The organism is Aquimarina spongiae (genome assembly GCF_900141785.1).
Taxonomy (GTDB): domain Bacteria; phylum Bacteroidota; class Bacteroidia; order Flavobacteriales; family Flavobacteriaceae; genus Aquimarina; species Aquimarina spongiae.
The window spans coordinates 116,083-137,155 of record NZ_FQYP01000003.1 but is presented as its reverse complement, the minus strand read 5'-3'; the positions used below and the strand labels follow the sequence as shown (position 1 = coordinate 137,155).

Annotated in this window: 19 protein-coding genes; 17 read left to right on the top strand and 2 right to left on the bottom strand. The window is 35.4% G+C overall.

Annotation, left to right across the window (positions count from 1 at the left end; translation table 11 throughout):
* The first annotated feature begins 145 nt into the window (after positions 1–145).
* Positions 146–1,450, top strand: coding sequence for a glycoside hydrolase family 1 protein (locus tag BUE24_RS08025; protein ID WP_073315490.1), 1,305 nt, complete (start codon positions 146–148; stop codon positions 1,448–1,450).
* Here BUE24_RS08025 and BUE24_RS08020 read toward each other — a convergent pair.
* A complete protein-coding gene (locus tag BUE24_RS08020) occupies positions 1,433–1,894 on the bottom strand; it encodes an Lrp/AsnC family transcriptional regulator (protein WP_073315489.1) in 462 nt (153 codons plus the stop codon). The two genes, BUE24_RS08025 and BUE24_RS08020, sit on opposite strands and share 18 nt — an antisense overlap.
* Before the next feature lie 169 nt (positions 1,895–2,063).
* On the opposite strand from BUE24_RS08020, the gene BUE24_RS08015 reads away from it, so the two are divergent.
* The 6 genes from BUE24_RS08015 (at position 2,064) to BUE24_RS07990 (ending at position 8,619) form a co-directional block, all read left to right on the top strand.
* Positions 2,064–3,038 (top strand): NAD-dependent epimerase/dehydratase family protein, encoded by a 975-nt coding sequence (locus BUE24_RS08015; protein WP_073315488.1) that lies wholly within the window; start codon positions 2,064–2,066, stop codon positions 3,036–3,038.
* 45 nt (positions 3,039–3,083) lie between these two features.
* A complete protein-coding gene (gene kbl, locus BUE24_RS08010; RefSeq protein ID WP_073315487.1) occupies positions 3,084–4,271 on the top strand; it encodes a glycine C-acetyltransferase in 1,188 nt (395 codons plus the stop codon).
* Between the two features lie 342 nt (positions 4,272–4,613).
* Positions 4,614–5,444, top strand: a complete 831-nt coding sequence (locus BUE24_RS08005; protein ID WP_073315486.1) for a prephenate dehydratase — start codon at positions 4,614–4,616, stop codon at positions 5,442–5,444.
* A complete protein-coding gene (locus BUE24_RS08000; RefSeq protein WP_073315485.1) occupies positions 5,441–6,634 on the top strand; it encodes a pyridoxal phosphate-dependent aminotransferase in 1,194 nt (397 codons plus the stop codon). The genes BUE24_RS08005 and BUE24_RS08000 overlap by 4 nt, the downstream gene beginning before the upstream one ends.
* Before the next feature lie 9 nt (positions 6,635–6,643).
* A complete protein-coding gene (locus BUE24_RS07995) occupies positions 6,644–7,492 on the top strand; it encodes a prephenate dehydrogenase (protein ID WP_073315484.1) in 849 nt (282 codons plus the stop codon).
* A 44-nt stretch (positions 7,493–7,536) separates the two neighbouring features.
* Positions 7,537–8,619 (top strand): bifunctional 3-deoxy-7-phosphoheptulonate synthase/chorismate mutase type II, encoded by a 1,083-nt coding sequence (locus BUE24_RS07990; RefSeq protein ID WP_073315483.1) that lies wholly within the window; start codon positions 7,537–7,539, stop codon positions 8,617–8,619.
* 49 nt (positions 8,620–8,668) lie between these two features.
* On the opposite strand, the gene BUE24_RS07985 is transcribed toward BUE24_RS07990, so the two are convergent.
* Positions 8,669–9,124, bottom strand: a complete 456-nt coding sequence (locus BUE24_RS07985; protein WP_073315482.1) for a hypothetical protein — start codon at positions 9,122–9,124, stop codon at positions 8,669–8,671.
* A 116-nt stretch (positions 9,125–9,240) separates the two neighbouring features.
* On the opposite strand from BUE24_RS07985, the gene rsgA reads away from it, so the two are divergent.
* The 10 genes from rsgA (at position 9,241) to BUE24_RS07935 (ending at position 21,028) form a co-directional block, all read left to right on the top strand.
* Entirely contained in the window at positions 9,241–10,191 is a 951-nt protein-coding gene (gene rsgA, locus BUE24_RS07980) for a ribosome small subunit-dependent GTPase A (protein ID WP_073315481.1), read from the top strand.
* A gap of 165 nt (positions 10,192–10,356) precedes the next feature.
* Positions 10,357–10,809, top strand: a complete 453-nt coding sequence (dtd, locus tag BUE24_RS07975) for a D-aminoacyl-tRNA deacylase (RefSeq protein WP_073315480.1) — start codon at positions 10,357–10,359, stop codon at positions 10,807–10,809.
* Between the two features lie 20 nt (positions 10,810–10,829).
* Entirely contained in the window at positions 10,830–12,743 is a 1,914-nt protein-coding gene (locus BUE24_RS07970; protein WP_073315479.1) for a DUF3857 domain-containing protein, read from the top strand.
* Positions 12,743–14,755 (top strand): DUF3857 domain-containing protein, encoded by a 2,013-nt coding sequence (locus tag BUE24_RS07965; RefSeq protein ID WP_073315478.1) that lies wholly within the window; start codon positions 12,743–12,745, stop codon positions 14,753–14,755. The genes BUE24_RS07970 and BUE24_RS07965 overlap by 1 nt, the downstream gene beginning before the upstream one ends.
* Before the next feature lie 15 nt (positions 14,756–14,770).
* On the top strand, positions 14,771–16,834 hold the full coding sequence (locus BUE24_RS07960; protein ID WP_084549453.1) for a DUF3857 domain-containing protein: 2,064 nt from the start codon (positions 14,771–14,773) through the stop codon (positions 16,832–16,834).
* A gap of 2 nt (positions 16,835–16,836) precedes the next feature.
* Positions 16,837–17,163 (top strand): nucleotide pyrophosphohydrolase, encoded by a 327-nt coding sequence (locus BUE24_RS07955; RefSeq protein WP_073315477.1) that lies wholly within the window; start codon positions 16,837–16,839, stop codon positions 17,161–17,163.
* Positions 17,163–17,420, top strand: a complete 258-nt coding sequence (locus BUE24_RS07950) for a hypothetical protein (protein ID WP_084549452.1) — start codon at positions 17,163–17,165, stop codon at positions 17,418–17,420. The genes BUE24_RS07955 and BUE24_RS07950 overlap by 1 nt, the downstream gene beginning before the upstream one ends.
* Complete coding sequence (locus tag BUE24_RS07945) at positions 17,420–18,640, top strand: 3-phosphoshikimate 1-carboxyvinyltransferase (RefSeq protein ID WP_073315475.1); 1,221 nt, start codon at positions 17,420–17,422, stop codon at positions 18,638–18,640. Before BUE24_RS07950 ends, BUE24_RS07945 begins: the two co-directional genes overlap by 1 nt.
* Before the next feature lie 111 nt (positions 18,641–18,751).
* Complete coding sequence (gene queA / locus BUE24_RS07940; protein ID WP_073315474.1) at positions 18,752–19,801, top strand: tRNA preQ1(34) S-adenosylmethionine ribosyltransferase-isomerase QueA; 1,050 nt, start codon at positions 18,752–18,754, stop codon at positions 19,799–19,801.
* Between the two features lie 291 nt (positions 19,802–20,092).
* On the top strand, positions 20,093–21,028 hold the full coding sequence (locus tag BUE24_RS07935; protein ID WP_084549451.1) for a chalcone isomerase family protein: 936 nt from the start codon (positions 20,093–20,095) through the stop codon (positions 21,026–21,028).
* Positions 21,029–21,073 lie beyond the last annotated feature (45 nt).

Genomic DNA, 21,073 nt, shown 5'->3' with positions numbered 1-21,073 from the left:
TTTCGTTTTTGAAGCAATTATTTAAGAAAATCGCTCGAGAACTCTTTTGCTCGATGCAAAGGTTATTCTTTGTACTACTATATTCTTTTTTTGGAAAAAGTTTATTCAAACATTAAACCTCACAGCTTAATATTTTGTGAGATTTATGAATGATCTTATCTGGGGAGTTACCATTGCTGCTGCTCAAACTGAAGGAGCTTATAACCTGGACGGTAAAGGTGCTTCTATTTGGGACAAGTTTACAGAAAAACGCAGAAAAATTAAAGACGGATCTAATGCCAGAGTGGCCATAGATTTTTATCATCGTTACCAAGAAGATATTGATTTGGCCGCGCGTATTGGGTTAAAAATATTTCGATTTTCAGTCTCTTGGCCCAGAATACTACCTGAAGGAACCGGAAAAGTCAATCTCAAAGGAATTGAATTTTATAATAAAGTTATCAATTGTTGTCTAGAAGCTGGGCTAGAGCCTTGGATCACCACCTATCATTGGGATTTACCACAAAAACTTCAAGAATTAGGAGGTTGGACCAATAGAGATGTGGTGAGTTGGTATACAGACTATGTAAGTATACTTAGAGAACATTTTGCAGATAGAGTTACTCATTGGATTTTGATAAATGAAGGAATTGTGTGTATGGGAGGTGGATATTTTTTGGGCGTGCATGCTCCGGGAAAAATAGGAATTAGTAATTTCTTAGCCAGCACGCATCATTTGTTGCTTGCACAGGCAAAAGGATTTAAGGTTTTAAAACAGAAAGAAGGATTGCAAGTAGGAACCGCAATAAGTTGTACCAAAATAGAACCTTATAAAAATACTTCGAGAGACGTCCAAACCGCAAAACGTATCGATACACTTATGAATCGCTTGTTTATAGAGCCTCATTTGGGTATGGGATACCCCGAAGAAGATTTACCAATACTGAAAGGAATGTCAAAATATTGCAAGAAAAACGATATTCAAGATCTTACTACAGATTTTGATTTTTGGGGGATACAAACGTATACCAGAGAAGTGGTGAAAAGTGCTTGGTATATCCCGTATTTGGGAGCTATGCTGGTCAAACCAAAACATAGAAATGTAGAAACATCTATAATGGGGTGGGAAACATATCCAGATGGGATTCCCTACTTTTTGGAACGATTTGCAAAGTATGATCCCGATAAACCATTGTGGTTGTCAGAGTGTGGTATGGCATTGGCTGAAGATGAAGATGATTCCAAAAGAATTGACTATTACAAAAAAGTGATAATAGGCATGGATACCGTTTTGAGAAAAGGAGTTCGTCTACAAGGAATTTTACTATGGACTTTGGTAGATAATTTTGAATGGGCCGAAGGGTATGTACCTAAATTTGGTATTATAAGTTTTGATCCTACTACGTTGGATCGAACCTTCAAGAAAACAGCGCATTGGTTGCAAGACTATTTGTCAAATGTAAAACTCTGAAGTGTGTTTGATTTCCTTCAATACAAACGTACTGTTTAGAACTCCAATGTTTTCAATTTTGGATAGTTTGGATTTTACAAAATCATGATATTCCTCTAGACTTTTGGTGTGAATCTTTAAGATAAAATCTACTTGCCCAGCCATGTGATAACATTCTTGTACCTCTTGCAAATTTTGGATTTGTTCTTCAAATTTTTCGATAAAAGCTTCATTGTGATACCTCATAGATACCTGGCAAATGGTAGTAATTGATCTATCGATTAATTTTTTGTCGAGAATGGCTACATATTTTTTGATAAATCCTTGATGTTCCAACCTGCGTATTCTTTCATAAACCGGAGATGGCGTAAGATTTAGAATTTTTGCAATCTCTTTTGCAGTTTTTTTAGAATCCTCTTGTAGTATTCGAAGTATAGTGATATCCGTTTGATCTAATTGTTCCATGCTAAAAAAATTACTATTGACCACCTATTTTTAACTTTTTAAAAGTAAATAATATGGTCAAATGTGTTTCTTGTAGTAAAAATAACTTAATTTTTTATAATTCATGGCTGATATATGGTTATTTGTTACTTTAGTAAGTAAATAACGCTTTTTGTAAAAGGAATACAATATGAAGACGGTAGTTTTAATAATAGGAGCAAACGGACAATTAGGATCCGTACTTACTACAGCTTTGCAGGATAAATTTGGAGCCAATAATGTTATTGCTTCAGATTTAAGAAAGAGAGATGGGTATAAGGAAATTTTTGAAGTTATCGATGCTACAGATATCCAGCGTATCGAGGAGGTAGTTCAAAAGTATAAAGTGACTCAGATTTATCATCTGGCGGCCATCCTTTCTGCTAAAGGAGAAGAAAATCCGCTGCAGACCTGGGATATCAATATGAAAACCCTTTTTAATGTTTTGGAGGTATCCAGGAAACAACATATAGAAAAGGTATTCTTTCCTAGTTCAATTGCTGTTTTTGGTGAAGGAGCTCTTTTGGACAATACACCCAATACTTCCTATTTGGATCCTGCAACGGTTTATGGTATTAGTAAGGCAGCCGGAGAAAACTGGGCTCAATATTATTTCTTAAAGTATGGGTTAGATGTAAGATCAATAAGATATCCTGGAGTTATTGGGTATCAGTCTTTACCAGGAGGAGGAACTACCGATTATGCAGTAGATATATACCATAAAGCAGTGCTGAATGAAAAATTTGATTGTTTTTTGAAAGAGGATGCTACGCTGCCTATGATTTTTATGGATGATGCTATTCGAGCAACTATAGAGTTGATGGAAGCGCCAAAAGAAGCGATCACCATGAGAACTTCTTATAATATTGCTGGAGTAAGTTTTTCTCCTTCAGAAGTCGTTGCAGAAATTCGTAAATTATATCCTGATTTTGATGTGGTATACAATCCAGATTTCAGGCAAGAAATTGCTTCAAAATGGCCAAGGTCGATAGACGACTCCAAAGCAAGGCAAGATTGGGGTTGGAAAGCTTCTTATGATTTGGAAGGAATAACTACAACAATGATAAATCAACTCAAGAAAAAGTACAAAACAGGTTCAAAAAACCTGGAAATGCTAGCGCTCTAAGCCTTCATTATTTTAAAAACAACAGAATAACAAAACAACAAAAACATGTTTACCAATATAAAAGAAGATATTCAAAAGGAGCTTGACGAAATTAAAGAAGCTGGGCTGTATAAGTCAGAACGAATTATAACTACACCACAAGGGGCAGAAATAGATACTACCAAAACACAACATGTACTTAATTTTTGTGCTAATAATTATCTGGGGCTTTCATCGAATCCAGATGTTATAGAAGCAGGAAAACAAGCGATCGACTCCCATGGATATGGTTTGTCTTCGGTGCGTTTTATTTGTGGAACACAAGATATTCATAAGGAATTGGAGCGTAAAACCGCTGAATTTTTGGGAATGGAAGATTGTATTCTTTACGCTGCTGCTTTTGATGCTAACGGAGGAGTTTTTGAACCCATACTAGGTCCGGAAGATGCGATCATTTCTGATGCACTTAATCATGCTTCCATTATTGATGGAATACGTTTATGTAAAGCAAAACGCTTTAGATACGAGCATAATAATATGGTAGACCTAGAAAAGAAATTAAAAGAAGCAGAAGGGAGTAGAAGAGTATTAATCGTTACCGATGGTTCTTTTTCTATGGATGGTACCATAGCTCAGCTAGATAAAATTTGTGATTTGGCTGATCAGTACGGAGCTATGGTCATGATAGACGAATGTCACTCAACTGGTTTCTTGGGTAAAACAGGACGAGGTACCCATGAGTATAAAGATGTGATGGGGCGCGTAGATATCATTACAGGGACCTATGGTAAAGCGCTTGGAGGCGCTTCTGGAGGATTTACCGCTGCTAGAAAAGAAATCGTGGATATGCTCAGACAACGTTCCAGACCCTATTTGTTTTCAAATACTGTGGCTCCTTCTATTGTTGGAGCTTCGATCAAAGTTTTGGATTTGTTAAGTGCCTCAACAGAATTGAGAGATAAGCTAGAAAAGAATACAAAATATTTTAGATCCGAAATGACCAAAGCAGGGTTTGATATCCTGGCAGGAGATCACCCCATCGTTCCGGTAATGCTGTACGATGCCAAATTGGCTCAGGAGTTTGCTGCCAAACTGTTGGATGAAGGGATTTATGTAATCGGATTCTTTTATCCTGTGGTTCCTAAAGGAAAAGCAAGAATTAGAGTTCAGTTATCCGCTGGGCACGAGCAACACCACTTGGAAAAAGCGGTTGCTGCATTTACCAAAATTGGTAAAGAACTGGGAGTGATTTAATTACGAACGTTTGTTAGTGCTTCAAATACTGAAAAATTTATAACAGACTAGCATTTTTGTTTCGAATATAATAGCAATAGCTACTCTTTGTTTAGAATTTGATGATAATGTGTTTTTGATAGTGAAAAAAATGAAAAAATATTTTGATTCATTATAGATTTAACTACTTTAGCACTGTAATACTGAAAGAAATGAGCAACGTATTTACTTGGAACCGATTTTATTTTTTCTTCTTTTATTTTAAAAGTAAGATCGGGATTGCTATGTAAATATTAGTAAAAACATATCATAAGAATCCCGATGAAAAGTCGGGATTTTTTTTTGACATAAAATAAACAACGGTTGAGAAAAAAAGTTGCAATACAAGGAGTAAAAGGATCTTACCATCATGGGGTGGCACAAGCCTATTTCGGAAAAGATATAGAAGTAGATGAGTGTATGTCATTTCAGGAATTAGTGGTGAGTTTAGAAAATAATAGAAGCACGGATGCTGTTATGGCGATAGAAAACTCTATTGCAGGATCAATTATTCCTAATTATGCATATATAGATGAGCATGATCTCACGATCAATGGGGAGTATTTCTTACCTATACATCATTGTTTGATGGCAATAGAAGGGCAGCAAATTGCTGATATAAAAGAGGTGTATTCTCATCCAATGGCTTTGTTACAATGCAAGGATTTTTTTAGGAAACATCCTCATATCAAATTGGTAGAGGATGCAGATACTGCCGATGTGGCTCGTAGGATTGGTGAACAACAGTTGATGGGAGTGGCTGCAGTAGCAGGAGAAACTGCAGCGTCTATTTATGAGTTGAGTATTTTAGCTCGAGAGATTCAGACCATTAAATCCAATAGTACACGTTTTTTTGTACTTAATGCAAAGTCTGAAGCAAAAACGCCAAAGGATCAAATCAATAAAGCTTCGCTAAAGTTTCATACAGACCATAAAAGAGGGAGCCTGGCCACAGTGCTTAATGTAATGAGTGATTGCAATTTGAACCTAACAAAGATTCAATCCTTACCTATTATTGATATGCCCTGGAAATATTCATTTTTTGTAGATGTTACTTTTCACAATTATGAAGACTACCAAAAGGCAATGTCGATTTTAAAAATAATGGCATTAGAATTAAAGGTATTAGGAGAATATAAAAATCAAAACGGATGAACATTCAAACAGCAAAAAGATTAGATACGGTAGAAGAGTACTACTTCTCGACCAAGTTGAGAGAAGTGCGTGAGTTAGCATCTTCGGGAAAACCTATACTTAATATGGCTATTGGAAGTCCGGATTTAGATCCTCCGGCAGAAGTGGTAAAAGCAATTCAAGAAGCTGTCTTAAAACAGGGAGCGCATAAATATCAAAGTTATCAGGGATTGCCAGAGTTGCGTGAAGCTATTGCAGATTTTTATAAAACAAAGTATGCGGTTGATTTGAACCCAAAAAATGAGATCCTTCCGCTTATGGGATCCAAAGAAGGGGTAATGCATATTTCTTTAGCATACCTCAATGAAGGAGATGAGGTACTGGTGCCAAATCCCGGATACCCAACGTATACCTCGGTGACCAAATTGGTTGGAGCAACACCTGTTTTTTATGATTTGGTTGAGGAGAACGGATGGGAACCTGATTTACATAGCCTTTCAAAAAGAGATTTGAGCAAGGTTAAACTGATGTGGATCAACTATCCACATATGCCTACAGGAGCTTCGGGGAGTGTAGAAATGTTTCAAAAAATAGTGGATTTTGCAAAAAAACATAGCATCTTATTGGTAAAAGATAATCCATACAGTTTTATATTAAACGATAGTCCGGTAAGCATTCTATCTGTCCCAGGAGCTAGAGAAGTTGCGCTAGAGCTTAATTCTCTGAGTAAAACTTTTAATATGGCGGGTTGGCGAGTAGGTATGGTGAGTGGTAGTTCTGATAAAATAGAGGCTATTCTCAAGGTAAAAAGTAATATGGATAGTGGGATGTTTCAAGGGATACAAAAAGGTGCCATAGCAGCGTTAAAAATTTCGAATGGGTGGTACGATAAAATGAATGCAATTTATGCCGAAAGAAGAGTGCTGATCTGGGAACTAGCTTCAAAATTAGGATGTACTTTTGATAGAGCTGCCAAAGGAATGTTTGTATGGGCAAAATTACCCAACGGGCTGGAAGCAATACCTTTTACAGATTATGTATTGTATAAAAAAGACATCTTTGTTGCTCCAGGAGATATTTTTGGTAGTAATGGGAAAGGATATATTCGTTTCTCCTTGTGCGTTTCAAAAGATAATATACAAGAAGCTATTCAACGGTTTGGAAATCAAGAATTAGAGCTTAATAATGAACTTATGAATCAAAAGGCATAACATACAGGTATGAATGTATTTATTATTGGGGTAGGTTTAATAGGAGGATCCTTTGCGATCGATATCAAGGCGGCTTTTAATGATGCCAAAATATTCGGTATTGATGGTAATCCAGAACATTTAGAAAATTCGGTTTCTTTAGGTTTTATAGATCATGCTTCTGATTTTGATCAACTTGATCAAGCCGATGTAGTAATCATTGCAATACCTGTAGATGCAACAGTCAAAGTGCTACCGCAAGTTCTTGATCAAATTAATGATGATTGTTTAGTATTTGATGTAGGTTCTACTAAGAAAAAACTGTGCAAAACTGTAGAAGATCATCCCAAGCGAAGAAATTATCTAGCCGTACATCCAATAGCAGGTACAGAGTTTTCTGGACCAAAAGCGGCAATTGCTAACTTATACCGTGGCAAAACCAATATTATTTGTGAGGTAGAGAAAACAGCTTTTAAATTACAGGAAAAAGGCATGGAAATTTTTTCTAGATTAGGTATGCGAATTCGTTATATGGATCCGGTATCTCATGATAAGCATATTGCATATGTGTCTCATTTGTCTCACATAAGTTCATTCATGCTGGGTAAAACCATAATAGAGAAGGAGAAAAACGAAAGAGATATTTTTGATATGGCCGGAAGTGGTTTTGCCTCTACAGTGAGATTGGCCAAAAGTTCTCCGGCAATGTGGGCTCCTATATTTAAGCAAAATAAGGAAAATGTTATCGAAACATTACAAGAGTACATAACTAACCTTAATCAGTTCAAAGAATTAATGGAAAATGATAAATTTGATCAAATCTATCAGGAGATGGAAAATACAAACTATATTAAGACAATTTTGAAAGGAATTTCATAACAATAAATAAAAACGACTATAAACATAATGCATAAAAGATAGCAATGGAAAATAAGAAGGAACTTAGAACATGGTTAGATGACTACAATCTGGATCACCCTTTGGTAATCGGAGGCCCTTGTAGCGCAGAGACCGAAGAGCAAGTATTAAAAATTGCACATCAGCTTAAAGATTCTGATGCCACAGTATTACGCGCAGGAATTTGGAAGCCCAGAACCAGACCTGGTAATTTCGAAGGTGTAGGAGCTTTAGGATTAAAATGGTTGCAAAGAGCAAAAGAAGAAACGGGTCTTAAAATTGCTACCGAAGTGGCAAATCCACATCATGTAGAGTTAGCTTTAGAACATGGTGTAGATGTGCTTTGGATCGGAGCAAGAAGTACTGTTTCTCCATTTATTGTTCAGGATATTGCAGATGCTTGTAAAGGAATCGATAATCCGGTTTTAATAAAAAATCCAATCAATCCTGATCTCTCGTTATGGTTAGGTGCTGTAGAACGTTTTTACACGGCTGATGTAAAGAACTTGGGTGTGATTCATAGAGGGTTTTCAACTTATGAAAAAACAAAATATCGTAACATCCCAGAGTGGCAAATTCCAATTGATTTGCAAAATCGTTTTCCAGATTTACCATTGATTCTGGATCCTTCACATATTGCAGGAAGAAGAGATCTTATTTTTGATCTTTCGCAAACTGCATTAGATCTTAATTTTGACGGATTGATTGTAGAAACACATTTTGATCCGGATAATGCTTGGAGTGATGCAAAACAGCAAATTACACCAGAAACATTAATTCAATATATGAAAGATTTAAAAATCCGAAAAGAAGTTGGTGTGGACGAAGCGTATCAAAAAGCACTAAGTGAATTGAGAGCAAAAATAGATGTTGTAGATAATCAGTTGCTGGATGTATTGTCTAGAAGGATGAAGATTTCTGATGAAATTGGTAAAGTCAAAGCAAAACAAAACGTAGCGATCCTGCAGTCTAAAAGATGGAATGAAATTTTAGGAAAAATGATTCTTGAAGGAGAAGAAAAAGGATTAAGTGAAGAATTTATGCTTAGGATCTATAAGGCAATTCACCAAGAATCGATTAATCATCAGAAAAAAGTAGCACGTTCATAATAAAAAGCCACTCAAATACGTTTGAGTGGCTTCTTTATAAAGTTGTAGTCTATTTTTTTCTTTTGAAAGTATATCGGGTTATATAAATTCCATTACCGTCGCCTTTACCACCAAAACTTTCAACACCACTGTTTACAAAAGTTAGTTCCCAACCTTGAGTAGACATTTCGTTAAGTTTTGAAGTAACGATAGCGTCGTTTGCAGCGATATTTTGAAAACGGATTCCACCAAGATTAAAGAAGTTTAAAAGTTTGGTTTCATCAAAGCCTTTTACTCTAATTTCGCCTCGGTTGGATTTATTTCTTTTGTCATCTTCCCCTGTACGTGTAGAAGTGAATTCTTTGTAATCTCTAACTTCATTGCTGGTAAGCATTCTGGATCTACCCAAACCACTAGGAACAATAGATTCGATAACCGTTACGATTTGGTATTCATAGACATCTTGAGCAAAAGTTGTGTTTAAACCAAGCATAAAAAGTGCGACTAGTACTAAGTTTTTTTTCATAATGGATTTTAATTTTAAGATTAATATCTGCTAACTTATCAATTGGTATGCCATATTTTTTGAACAAAGAAAAAAATAGGTCTTAAATAAATTTTAATATTCGCATCTTTGTGCTTATGACAGGTACAGTTTATAAATCTACCGGGAGTTGGTATACCGTTAAAACACAGGATGGTAATGTCTATGAATGCAGGATAAAAGGGAAGTTTAGGATTCAGGGCATAAAAAGTACAAATCCTGTATCGGTTGGAGATGTTGTAGATTTTAAATTAGAGACTAAAAATGATCAGGAAACAGGGGTTATAGAACATATACATGAGCGCCGAAATTACATCATTAGAAAATCTGTAAATCTTTCTAAACAAACCCATATTATCGCGGCAAACATTGATATGGTCTTTTTGTTAATTACATTAAATAATCCACCAACTTTTACAGCATTTATTGATCGTTTTTTGGTTACCGCAGAAGCATACGGTATAAGGGCGGTGTTACTTTTTAATAAAATAGATACCTATAATGAGGAAGAGCTTTTAGAAATAAAATATCTCGCTGCATTATATAGAGATATAGGATATGAATGCATTGGTGTTTCTGCAAAAACTGGAAAAAATATTGATAAGGTAAAAACTTTAATGGAAGATAAAGTCTGCATGTTTTCTGGGCATAGTGGTGTGGGGAAATCTACCCTGGTCAATTTGATTGAACCAAATTTATCATTAAAGACAGCGGCAATCAGTGAACAGCATCAACAAGGACAACATACTACAACTTTTGCAGAAATGTTTGACTTGAGTATAGGGGCAAAAATTATTGATACTCCGGGGATTAAAGGGTTTGGAGTAGTTGATATGGATAAGGAGGAGATAGGAGATTATTTTCCTGAATTTTTTGCCTTAAAAGCTCAATGTAAATTCAATAATTGTTTACATATTAATGAGCCTAAATGCGCAGTCAAATTAGCTCTGGATGACGGAGAGGTTGCATGGTCTAGATACAAAAGTTATCTTCAAATACTCGAAGGGGATGAGGAACACTACCGTAAAAATAATTATGATGAAGAATAATTATTTTTCAAGAGTAGGGTAACATTTTGGAAATTCATGAAATACATAAATAGGAAAACAAAAAACTAAGTTTCAAAAAATGAAACTGGTATAGTGTATACTTGCAAATACGCGAGATAATTTTCGGTCGTATTGTAGGTTGAAGTTGTAAAAGCTAAGTAAGATATGAGAGCGGTGATACAAAGGGTAACCGAAGCCTCAGTTTCGGTAGATCAAAAAGAGATTTCTAACATACAATCTGGGTTGCTCATTTTAGTAGGAATAGAAGAGCAAGATACAGAAGAAGATATTATTTGGTTGTCTGGAAAAATTGCACGATTACGAATTTTTGGAGATGAAAAAGGGGTGATGAACAAGAGTCTACTTGATGTAAATGGAGATGCGATTGTGGTAAGTCAATTTACCTTACATGCAAGCACCAAAAAGGGAAATAGGCCTAGTTATATTAAAGCTGCAAAACCTGATATAGCTATACCAATTTATGAGCGTTTTGTTAACCAACTTGAAACCGAATTAAACAAAAAAGTAGGGACCGGGATCTTTGGAGCAGACATGAAAGTTGCGTTGCTTAACGATGGACCAGTAACGATCATAATAGATACCAAAAATAGAGAATAACCACCCCAAAATAAATAGATATGCTAAAAAAAATACTACCCTATGTGGTAGCAGTTTTTGTACTGTATTTTTCTAAAACTTCAGCGCAAGAAGAAGTAGATTTGAAGTTCTCTTCAATAGACACAACGCTTCTTAAAGATGCAAATGCGGTAGTTCTGTCTGAAGATGTACAGATAGAAATTAATGCTATCAACTCCATTACCGTTAAAAATAAAAGGATTGTCACAGTCCTTAATAAATATGGGCGAGGCTACGCAAACTCTGCTGAAGGGTATGACCCTTCTATAAAAATTAAAAAGCTTGAAGCTACGGTCTACGATGCCTACGGAAAAGAAACTAAAAAATACAAAAAGAAGGATTTTAAGGATAGGAGTAGACATGATGGTATTTCTTTGATGAATGATGATCGAATGTTGTATTTTGATTATACTCCTGTAGACTATCCTTATACGTTGGTTTTTGAGAGTGAAGTGCAAAAATCATCCACTGCATTTATTACTCCTTGGTTGCCACTATTGGGGTATAGATTGGGCGTGCAAAAGTCTTCTTACACGATAGTGAATAATACGGATATTTCTATTCGATATAATGAAACAAATTTTGAAGGTTTTCCCGTGCAAAAAGACGAATCTGATGGTCAAAGAAAATATACCATTGATCGGATGCCTTCAAGATTACGAGAAGTACTAAGTCCGTCATATAGAAACACAGTCCCTATGGTAAGGGCGACCTTAAATGAATTTTATCTCCAGGGAGTAAAGGGAGCTGCTACAGATTGGAAGACCATGGGGAAATGGCAATATGATAAGTTGCTGACCGGAAGAGATGAATTGTCGCAAGAAACGATAAACGAAGTTGGAAAACTAACAGAAGGTTTAACTACAAAAAGAGAAAAGGCAAAACGAATTTATGAGTATGTGCAAGGCAAAACCAGATACATCAGTGTGCAGTTGGGAGTTGGGGGTTGGATGCCTTTTTTGGCGAGTGATGTAGACCGATTGGGATACGGAGATTGTAAAGCACTTACCAATTATACCAAAGCCCTATTGGATAGTCAAGGGATATTATCATATTATACAGTGGTTTTTGCAAACGAAAGAAGAGATATTGATCCAGACTTTGCGGCTATGCAAGGAAATCATGTCATTCTTAATATTCCAGAAGAAGATGAGGATATATGGTTAGAATGTACCAGTCAAACAGCTCCTTTTGATTTTATTGGTGATTTTACAGATGATCGAAATGTGCTGGTAGTAACCCCAGACGGAGGAGAAATTAAAAGAACCAAACGATACGAACCTGAAGAAAATATGCTTCATACTCAGGCCACTATTAATTTGGGGGCAGACGCTTCAATGGTAGCGGAAATTAAAAGAGAATCCAAAGGATTGGAATATGATTGGAATAATGGTATTCGATTCGAAACACCAAAGGATCAAAAGGTGTATTATAAGGAGCTTTGGGGATATGTAAATAACCTGGAAATTAATTCGCTAAATTTTGAAAACGACGTAGATGCGATCACATTTAACGAAGAGGTCAAAGTTTCATGCAGGAATTATATGAAGAAGGTAGGCAGCCGTTTATTGGTGGCTCCAAATGCATTTAGTTGTGATCAAAGTAACCTTCCAAAATATGAGGATAGAAAAATGCCTTTAGAAATATCCAGAGGTTACGTTAACACTGACGAATATATTATTCATGTCCCTCAGGGATATACGGTTTCTAGTGTTCCGGACAAAAAAATAATAGAAACAGAGTTTGGGAAATACTCTTGGGAATTAGAAAAAATAGATGACGCCAGTTTAAAGTTCAAAAGATACCTCAAGATCAAGGATGGTACATTCCCAAAAGAAAAATACGAAGAGTATCGCAAGTTTAGAGCAGATATTAAGAAAATAGATAAATCCAAAATCGTACTAAAACAACTTTAATGAAGAATTTTAATTACATAATTGCCTGTTTCATTTTGGTTTTTGCAGTCCAAACTTCGTATGCCCAGAAATACGAATTTGGTAAGGTTTCCAAAGATGAGCTGCTGGAAAAGTCCTATCCATTGGATAGTAATGCTAATGCTGCGGTATTGTATAAAAACAAAAAAGTATGGTATGAATATTCGCAGACACGAGGATTTCAATTGGTTTCAGAAGTGTATCAGCGAATCAAATTGTATAACAAAAATGGATTTGAACATGCCTCACATGAGGTGCTACTGTATAGAAATAATAGCAATAAAGAAAAAGTAAGTGGTTTAAAAGGAATGTCTTACAGTTTGGTTGGTAATAAAATCAACGAAACAAAATTGGACAAAGATGAGGTTTTTGAAAACGAATACTCAGAGAACTATAACGAGGTAAAGTTTACGATGCCATCTTTATCAGAAGGATCAATAATTGAGTTTAAGTATAAAATCATTTCTCCTTTTATATACAATATTGATAAGATATACTTACAACAAAGCATACCTATTAAAAAACTGGAAGTCTCAGTAAATACCCCAGAATACTATAATTTCAAAAAATACACTACAGGGTATTTGCCGGTTAATCTCAAAGAATCTAGTCGCAATAAGAATATTTCTATTAACTCTAAATCAGCGAATACTTTTGGATCCAGAGAGACTAAATATTCTGTAGACCGAATTGATTATAAGGTTAATATAAACAACATTACGTCTACCAATGTTCCGGCATTTATAGAAGAGCCGTATTCGGGCAATCCAGAAAACTATTTGTCTTCCATACTTTTTGAGCTTCAGTATACACGCTTTGGTAATTCAATTGAAAATTATGCCACTACCTGGGAGGCGGTAGCAAAATCTGTCTTCGAGAATCCTAGATTTGGGAATGAATTAGAAAGAACTGCTTATTTCAAAAAAGATATTGACCAGCTTTTGGGAACGACTACCGATCCTATCAAAAAGGCACTTTTGATTTATAGTTTTGTGCAAGGAAAAATGAATTGGAATAATAAGTATGGGGTAGTAACAAGAAATGGAGTAAAAAAAGCGTACGCAGATGGCGTTGGGAACTCTGCAGAAATCAATTTAATGTTGATTGGGATGTTGAAATATGCAGGTGTAGAGGTTAACCCCGTATTGGTAAGCTCCGTTCGAAAGACGATCTCATTATTTCCAACATTAGAAGGATTTGATTATGTAATTGCAAGAGTAAAATCAGGAGATCAAATTCTGTTCTTGGATGCTACAGATAAATATGGAGAACCCAATATTCTTCCCTATAGAGTAGTACATGGTTCAGGTAGAATAATATCCGAAAAAGGGACATCTCAGTTAATAGATTTTCGGCCAAAGCAACCCGCTATGGGAAGGTTTAGCCTGCAATGCAAATTGGATGAGGATGGGGTAATCACGGGAAAAACGAATTTATATCACAAAGATTATCTGGCACACTCATTTCGTACTGCCCATGCGATAAAGGATAAAGAGACCCAAACAAAAAGGCTTAAAAAGAGATATGAAATTACCGATTTAAGTAATTACGAATTAAAAAGTGTTGATAAATTAGGGGAGCCTGTAACAGAAAGGTTCGAGTTTACCGTAGAGGACCAGGCAGAAGTAATCGAAGACGAAATATACTTTGCACCCCTACTTTTTTTGAGAGATAAAGAAAATATCTTTAAGTCCAATGAACGTTTATATCCAGTAGATTTTGGATATGGGTATGCTAATCAAATGATGGTTTCCATTCAAATACCTGAGGGTTATGAGGTTTCAGAAATACCCAAAAGTCAGGCTTTTAAATTACCAGGTGATATGGGGAGTTTTGTTTATAGATCAAATGTAAATGCTGATAAAGTTCAGATCACTATTTCTGAAAATTTGAAAACTCCCTTTATTCCTGCAGAATATTACCCCACGCTAAAACAATTTTACAATCAGATCATTCAAAAAGAAAATGATCAGGTAGTCTTAAAAAAAATATAAACCAATCAAATAATTATGAATCCTATAAATAAACTGCTGTTAACAGGAATATGTATACTATCCTTTCATATCTCTTCCGGACAAGAATATAAGTTTGGAAAGGTGTCCAAAGCAGAATTGGAAGAACAGTCTTATGAAGCAGATAGTACTGCAAATGCGGTGATTCTATATGATAAAAAAGAAGTGTACTACGAATACAACCCTACCGTACGATGGTTTCTTTTGATAACTGAAGTGCATCGACGGGTAAAACTATATAACAAGAATGGATTTGATTATGCTTCGGATGATTTTTTATTGTATAAGAATGAAAGAGCAGAAGAGAGAATGAGCGATTTAAAAGGCTTTACCTATTCTCTCGAGGGAGGCAAAGTGATCAAAACAAAGTTGCAAAAAGATGGGATTTTTGAGAATGAGTATTCTGAAAATTATAATCAGATCAAATTTACCATGCCAGAGCTTAAGGATAATTCGGTAATAGAATATAAATATAAGATCATTTCACCTTTCGTTTATAATATTGATAGAGTGGTGTTGCAGGATCAAATACCAATAAAGAAGTTAGAGGTTTCTATAAAAACTCCAGAATATTTTAATTTTAAAAAACATACTACAGGATATTTACCAATAGATTTGAAAGAAACATTTTCGAATGGACAATTCGTATATGTTCCTGAAAGAACAAAAGCCGCTGATGTATTGAAGCAAGGAGGAGGAAACGTAAGAGGGCAATCAGGATTTTCTTCAAAATATAGAGGAAAACAAAACGTAATTGATTATAAGATTACCACTGATAATTTTAGTATGTCAGATATTCCTGCATTTAAAAATGAAGCTTATTCTGGTAATATCAACAATTATGTGTCTTCAGTGGTCTATGAACTCCAATATACCAAGTTTGGAAGTTCTATAGAGGATTATGCAACCACCTGGGAGGAAATTATCAAGAAAATGTATTCCAGAGGCGATTTTGGTGGGGAACTAAATAAAACAAATTACTACAAAGAAGATATTGATCAATTAGTTGGAGGGATTAGTGATCCTATAAAAAAGGCGGGATTGATCTTTGGTTATGTAAAACAAAAAATGAATTGGAACGGCAATTATCGCGCTACAGTGCAATCTGGTGTGAGAAAAGCGTATAAAGAAGGTACAGGTAATGTGGCTGATATTAACCTGATGCTTACTTCGATGCTAAATCATGTGGGAGTAAAAGCTAATCCAGTCTTGGTCACTTCGAATCAAAAAGTAACGTCTCTGTTTCCTACATTAGGTGGATTTGATTATGTGATCACCAGAGTTAAATTGCCTAATGGCAATAGTATTTACCTGGACGCCACAGATAAATATGGGGAACCTAACGTACTTCCCAATCGAGTAATACAGGGGACCGCTAGAATTATAGCAGAAAATGGAAAATCACAACGTTTGAATCTCAGACCAGGCAAGCCTTCATTAAACCGAAGTAGCTTACAATATGAAATTGATACCGATGGAACGATTAAAGGAAAATCCAATATGTATCATTTGGATTATCTGGCCCATAATTTTCGTGACCGATTCGGAATTTATGACCAGAAGTCTCATGAAAAAAGAATTCTTAAAAAATACGAAATAGATGAATTGATAAATTATGAGGTGAAAGGTGCTAATCAATTGGGGAAACCGGTTAATGAACGATTCGAATTTGTAGTTGAAGATCAAATAGAGGTCATAGATAATGAAATGTTCTTCTCACCTTTATTATTTTTGCGTAATAAAGAGAATATATTCAAATCTGATGATCGAAGATATCCGGTTGATTTTGGATATGGTTTTTCAGATGTGTATATGGTAAATATTAAAATACCAGAAGGATACCAAATAGCTGAGTTGCCTGAGTCAGGAGGATTTAAATTGCCTGATGATTTAGGGTCATTTTCGTTTAATGCTAAAATCGTAAATGGAATGATTCAAATTTCAGTTACCGAAACCATTAATTCGGCGCTGATATTACCAGAATATTATCCTTCGATCAAAGAGTTTTATAACAAAATCATTGAAAAAGAGAGCGATCAGGTGGTTCTTAAAAAAATATAAGTATGAATATTCAAAATGCACAGCAAGCCGTAGATGATTGGATCAAAAATCATGGAGTACGTTATTTCAATGAGCTCACCAATATGGCTCAACTTACTGAAGAAGTAGGTGAAGTAGCACGAATTATTGCTCGACGTTATGGAGAACAAAGTGAGAAAGAGAGTGATAAAAATAAGGATCTGGGAGAAGAGTTGGCAGATGTGCTTTTTGTAGTACTTTGTCTTGCCAATCAAACAGGAGTGGATCTGCAGGATGCTTTTGATAAAAAATTGGATCTCAAAACAAAAAGAGATCACGATCGTCATCATAATAATGAAAAATTAAAATAATGTTTTTCTCTATAATATCTTCAAAGAAATATTGGATGACCGTTGGTTTTATAGGACTTGGGTTTGTCATTATTTTTAGCATTATCGAGCATTTTATGCATTTTAAGGGGTTGGCTTTTAGTGCTTTTGTCGAAGAACGAGTTACAGATGGCAGATGGATACGTTATGTATTTTCCCGCTTGGTTGGAGGCTTAACCTATGGAATGATCATGGGGTATTATTTAGAATTTAGAAAACGCAAATCAAATCGACAATAATGAATTTGAAATTACAGCAAGTATCAGCTATAAAAAGTGGTGCTTTACAGATAACGGGGTCAAAAAGTGAAACCAATAGACTTCTTATTTTACAAGCGTTATATCCCAATATAAAGATTGAAAACGTATCTAATAGTGATGACTCTGTACTTATGCAAAGAGCTTTGGCTAGTACAGATGAAACCGTAGATATTCATCATGCGGGAACAGCGATGCGTTTCTTAACAGCTTATTTTGCTTTGAAAGAAGGTAGGAAAACTACGCTCACTGGAAGTAAAAGAATGCAGGAAAGACCTATAAAAATTTTGGTAGACGCCCTTCAGCAATTGGGATGTGATATCCAATATGAAAAAGAAGAAGGGTATCCCCCAATTAATATCCTGGGAACAAAGCCGGAAGCGAATAAGGTAGAGTTACAGGCCAATGTAAGCAGTCAATACATTTCTGCCTTGATGTTAATGGCATCCTCATTACCAAATGGATTAGAGATAGCGTTAAAAGGTAAGGTGACCTCGGTACCATATATCAATATGACGCTTAGTTTGCTTGAAGATGTTGGAATTAAAGGTGCTTTTAAAGATAATGTAATAACCATACCGGAAAATAAAAACGATATCGACAATACTATTGTCGTAGAGTCGGATTGGAGTTCTGCGTCTTATTTTTATAGTATTGTTGCACTGTCTCAAAATGCAGAAATCACTTTAGGAAGTTATAAGAAGAGAAGCTATCAAGGTGATTCTTCTTTAGCCACTATTTACAAGAATCTGGGAGTAGAAACGGTTTTTGGCGATCATACGGTAACACTTAAAAAAAATAATATCACCAATTATGAAGCGCTTCATGGTTTGGACTTATCCAATTCGCCAGATATAGCGCAAACCATTGCGGTAACCTGTTTTGGATTAGGGATATCTTGTTATCTAACTGGTCTGCACACTTTGAAAATCAAAGAAACAGATCGATTAGAGGCTTTGAAAACCGAAATAGAGAAATTAGGAGGAGAGGTTGAAATAACAGAAGACAGTCTGCGATTGGCAGCTTCTAATCGTATGGAAAAAGATATATTAATCGGGACATACCATGACCACAGAATGGCAATGGCATTTGCTCCTCTGGCACTTAGAACTTCATTGTCGATAGAAGACGCCGATGTAGTATCCAAATCTTATCCAGATTTTTGGAGAGATCTCGAGAAGTTAGGTTTTGCACTAGGGTAGTATTTATTGCGGTTCTAAAGCGCTTACAACAGAAGAGTTAAAATATATGTCATTTTACTTGACAACCCCTGTCACGAGATTGTATATTTGCATCTTCAAAAAATAAATCTAATGAAGTTATCGCATTTCAATTTTAACCTTCCACAGGAGTTGTTGGCCGAATATCCAGCAGAGAATAGAGACGAAGCTCGTCTTATGGTTCTTAATAGAAAGGATCAAACCATCGAACATAAACAGTTCAAAGATCTTATAGATTATTTCGAGCCTAATGATGTAATGGTCGTGAATAACACCAAAGTTTTTCCTGCCAGACTGTATGGAAATAAAGAAAAAACAGGAGCTAGAATTGAAGTGTTCTTACTACGAGAATTAAATTCTGAAACTCGCCTTTGGGATGTATTGGTTGATCCGGCAAGAAAAATTCGTATCGGAAACAAACTTTATTTTGGAGATGACGAGAGTCTAGTAGCAGAGGTAATTGATAATACAACTTCGAGAGGACGTACGTTACGTTTTTTGTATGACGGTTCTTATGATGAGTTCAGACAGAAACTAACAGATTTAGGAGAAACGCCACTTCCTAAATACATCAAAAGAGATACGGAGCCAGAGGATGAGACACGTTACCAAACCATTTACGCAAAAAATGAAGGTGCTGTAGCAGCTCCTACAGCTGGACTTCACTTTTCTAAACATTTGATGAAACGTTTAGAGATAAAAGGAGTAGATTTTGCAGAAATTACTTTACACGTTGGTTTAGGTACATTTAATCCGGTAGAGGTAGAAGATCTATCAAAACATAAAATGGATAGCGAAGAAGCATTCATTACTGCTCAGGCAACCAATGTGATCAACTCAGGTATTGCTAATAAGCAAAGAATATGTGCTGTAGGAACTACGGTGATGAGAGCTTTAGAGAGTTCGGTTTCTTCAGAGAAAACGCTAAATGAATTTAGAGGATGGACGAATAAGTTTATCTTCCCGCCATATGACTTTAGTATTGCAAATAGTATGATTACCAATTTTCATACACCAAAATCTACATTGTTAATGATGGTTTCTGCATTTGCAGGACATGATTTTGTAAAAGAAGCTTATGAAGAAGCGGTAAAAGAAAAATATAAGTTTTATTCCTATGGAGATGCAATGTTAATCTTGTAATCAAAATAGCAAAGTATTGAGGAAAACCCTGTTTAACGATATTTTGAGCAGGGTTTTTTGTTATATTCTTAAAAATTAAGGTGTTAAAGTGGTTTTTATGAAAAAAAAAGTGTTATTTTCGCGGCGACAAAAATTTACGGTTTTACCGTAATGACATAATGCATTTTGTCGATGATTTGTGTTTTTTGTCGAAAATAACATATTGAATACAGAATATCGGGGTACTTTTTATAGAATTGGACCGTTTTTTGTTTTCCTGTTAAAAAACCTTGAACAAAACCTAAATAGATAATGATGAAAAAAGTATTGTGTTACCTTACATTTTTTACTGTTGTATGCTCTTTGGCCCAAACAAAAGTCGGTGTAGTTCGTTTTAATGATACTGATAAATTCGGAGAAACGGAATTGATGCTTAATGGTGCCGGAGAACGAGAAAAATTATATGCAATTGGATTATATCTGGACTTCGAAGTAGAAGGACCAGAAGATGGAGTAAAAGTAGCCGAAAAGGACAAAGAAATGGCGGTTACGATCAAAGTACTATCTTCAATGAATCAGAAAGGCCTTGAAAAATTAATCAGAGGTGGAATTGAAGTAGCTACAAATGGTAATAGCTTCAAATTAGAAGATCATATTCGCAAGTTTATTGGACTTCTTCCCAATGATGTTAAGAAATTTGATATCATCAAAATATTACATACCAAAGGCGGGAAATTAACTGTGTTCAGAAATAGAACCATTCTAGGTACCATGACCAACATGGAGTTCAAAACTGCACTGTTTAAAATTTGGTTAGGTGAAAATCCTGTAGATTATGATTTGAAAGAAAATCTATTGGCTGCCTATAAACCAAATCCTGTGTTAGGGAAATGGAGAATGATCGATAAAGAATCTGGAGTAGCTTTAAGCGTGGTTCAGGTGTATATCATCGACGGTAAAGTTTTTGGTACTATCGAAAAAATGATGAGAGAATCTGAGAGAGATGATGTTTGTTTCAAATGTACTGGAGAAGACAAAAACAAAAAGATAGAAGGGATGACTATTCTTAAGAACCTTCGTTTTAGTGGTGATAAATATGAAGGAGGTACCTATACTAATGTATGGACTGGAGAAAAAGCCGACTGTCAAATTTGGACCGAAGAAGAAAAACGTGATGTACTTTATGTAAAGTACAAAGGCGGAGGAGGAATACATGAATGGAGAAGAATAAAAGATTCTAAGAAATAATTCCTGGAGAAATAAAAAAATAATGAAGCCCTCAGCACTTTACTG

Excerpts from the sequence above, each read along its gene's own strand:
- BUE24_RS07995 (WP_073315484.1), top strand. The coding sequence starts at position 6,644 with ATGAATGTATTTATTATTGGGGTAGGTTTAATAGGAGGATCCTTTGCG.
- BUE24_RS07990 (WP_073315483.1), top strand. The coding sequence starts at position 7,537 with ATGGAAAATAAGAAGGAACTTAGAACATGGTTAGATGACTACAATCTG.
- BUE24_RS07950 (WP_084549452.1), top strand. The coding sequence starts at position 17,163 with ATGTTTTTCTCTATAATATCTTCAAAGAAATATTGGATGACCGTTGGT.
- BUE24_RS07945 (WP_073315475.1), top strand. The coding sequence starts at position 17,420 with ATGAATTTGAAATTACAGCAAGTATCAGCTATAAAAAGTGGTGCTTTA.
- BUE24_RS07935 (WP_084549451.1), top strand. The coding sequence starts at position 20,093 with ATGATGAAAAAAGTATTGTGTTACCTTACATTTTTTACTGTTGTATGC.
- BUE24_RS07985 (WP_073315482.1), bottom strand. The coding sequence starts at position 9,124 with ATGAAAAAAAACTTAGTACTAGTCGCACTTTTTATGCTTGGTTTAAAC.
- BUE24_RS08020 (WP_073315489.1), bottom strand. The coding sequence starts at position 1,894 with ATGGAACAATTAGATCAAACGGATATCACTATACTTCGAATACTACAA.
- dtd (WP_073315480.1), top strand. The coding sequence starts at position 10,357 with ATGAGAGCGGTGATACAAAGGGTAACCGAAGCCTCAGTTTCGGTAGAT.
- BUE24_RS08015 (WP_073315488.1), top strand. The coding sequence starts at position 2,064 with ATGAAGACGGTAGTTTTAATAATAGGAGCAAACGGACAATTAGGATCC.
- BUE24_RS08025 (WP_073315490.1), top strand. The coding sequence starts at position 146 with ATGAATGATCTTATCTGGGGAGTTACCATTGCTGCTGCTCAAACTGAA.
- BUE24_RS07955 (WP_073315477.1), top strand. The coding sequence starts at position 16,837 with ATGAATATTCAAAATGCACAGCAAGCCGTAGATGATTGGATCAAAAAT.
- queA (WP_073315474.1), top strand. The coding sequence starts at position 18,752 with ATGAAGTTATCGCATTTCAATTTTAACCTTCCACAGGAGTTGTTGGCC.
- BUE24_RS08000 (WP_073315485.1), top strand. The coding sequence starts at position 5,441 with ATGAACATTCAAACAGCAAAAAGATTAGATACGGTAGAAGAGTACTAC.
- kbl (WP_073315487.1), top strand. The coding sequence starts at position 3,084 with ATGTTTACCAATATAAAAGAAGATATTCAAAAGGAGCTTGACGAAATT.
- BUE24_RS07970 (WP_073315479.1), top strand. The coding sequence starts at position 10,830 with ATGCTAAAAAAAATACTACCCTATGTGGTAGCAGTTTTTGTACTGTAT.
- BUE24_RS07965 (WP_073315478.1), top strand. The coding sequence starts at position 12,743 with ATGAAGAATTTTAATTACATAATTGCCTGTTTCATTTTGGTTTTTGCA.
- BUE24_RS07960 (WP_084549453.1), top strand. The coding sequence starts at position 14,771 with ATGAATCCTATAAATAAACTGCTGTTAACAGGAATATGTATACTATCC.
- rsgA (WP_073315481.1), top strand. The coding sequence starts at position 9,241 with ATGACAGGTACAGTTTATAAATCTACCGGGAGTTGGTATACCGTTAAA.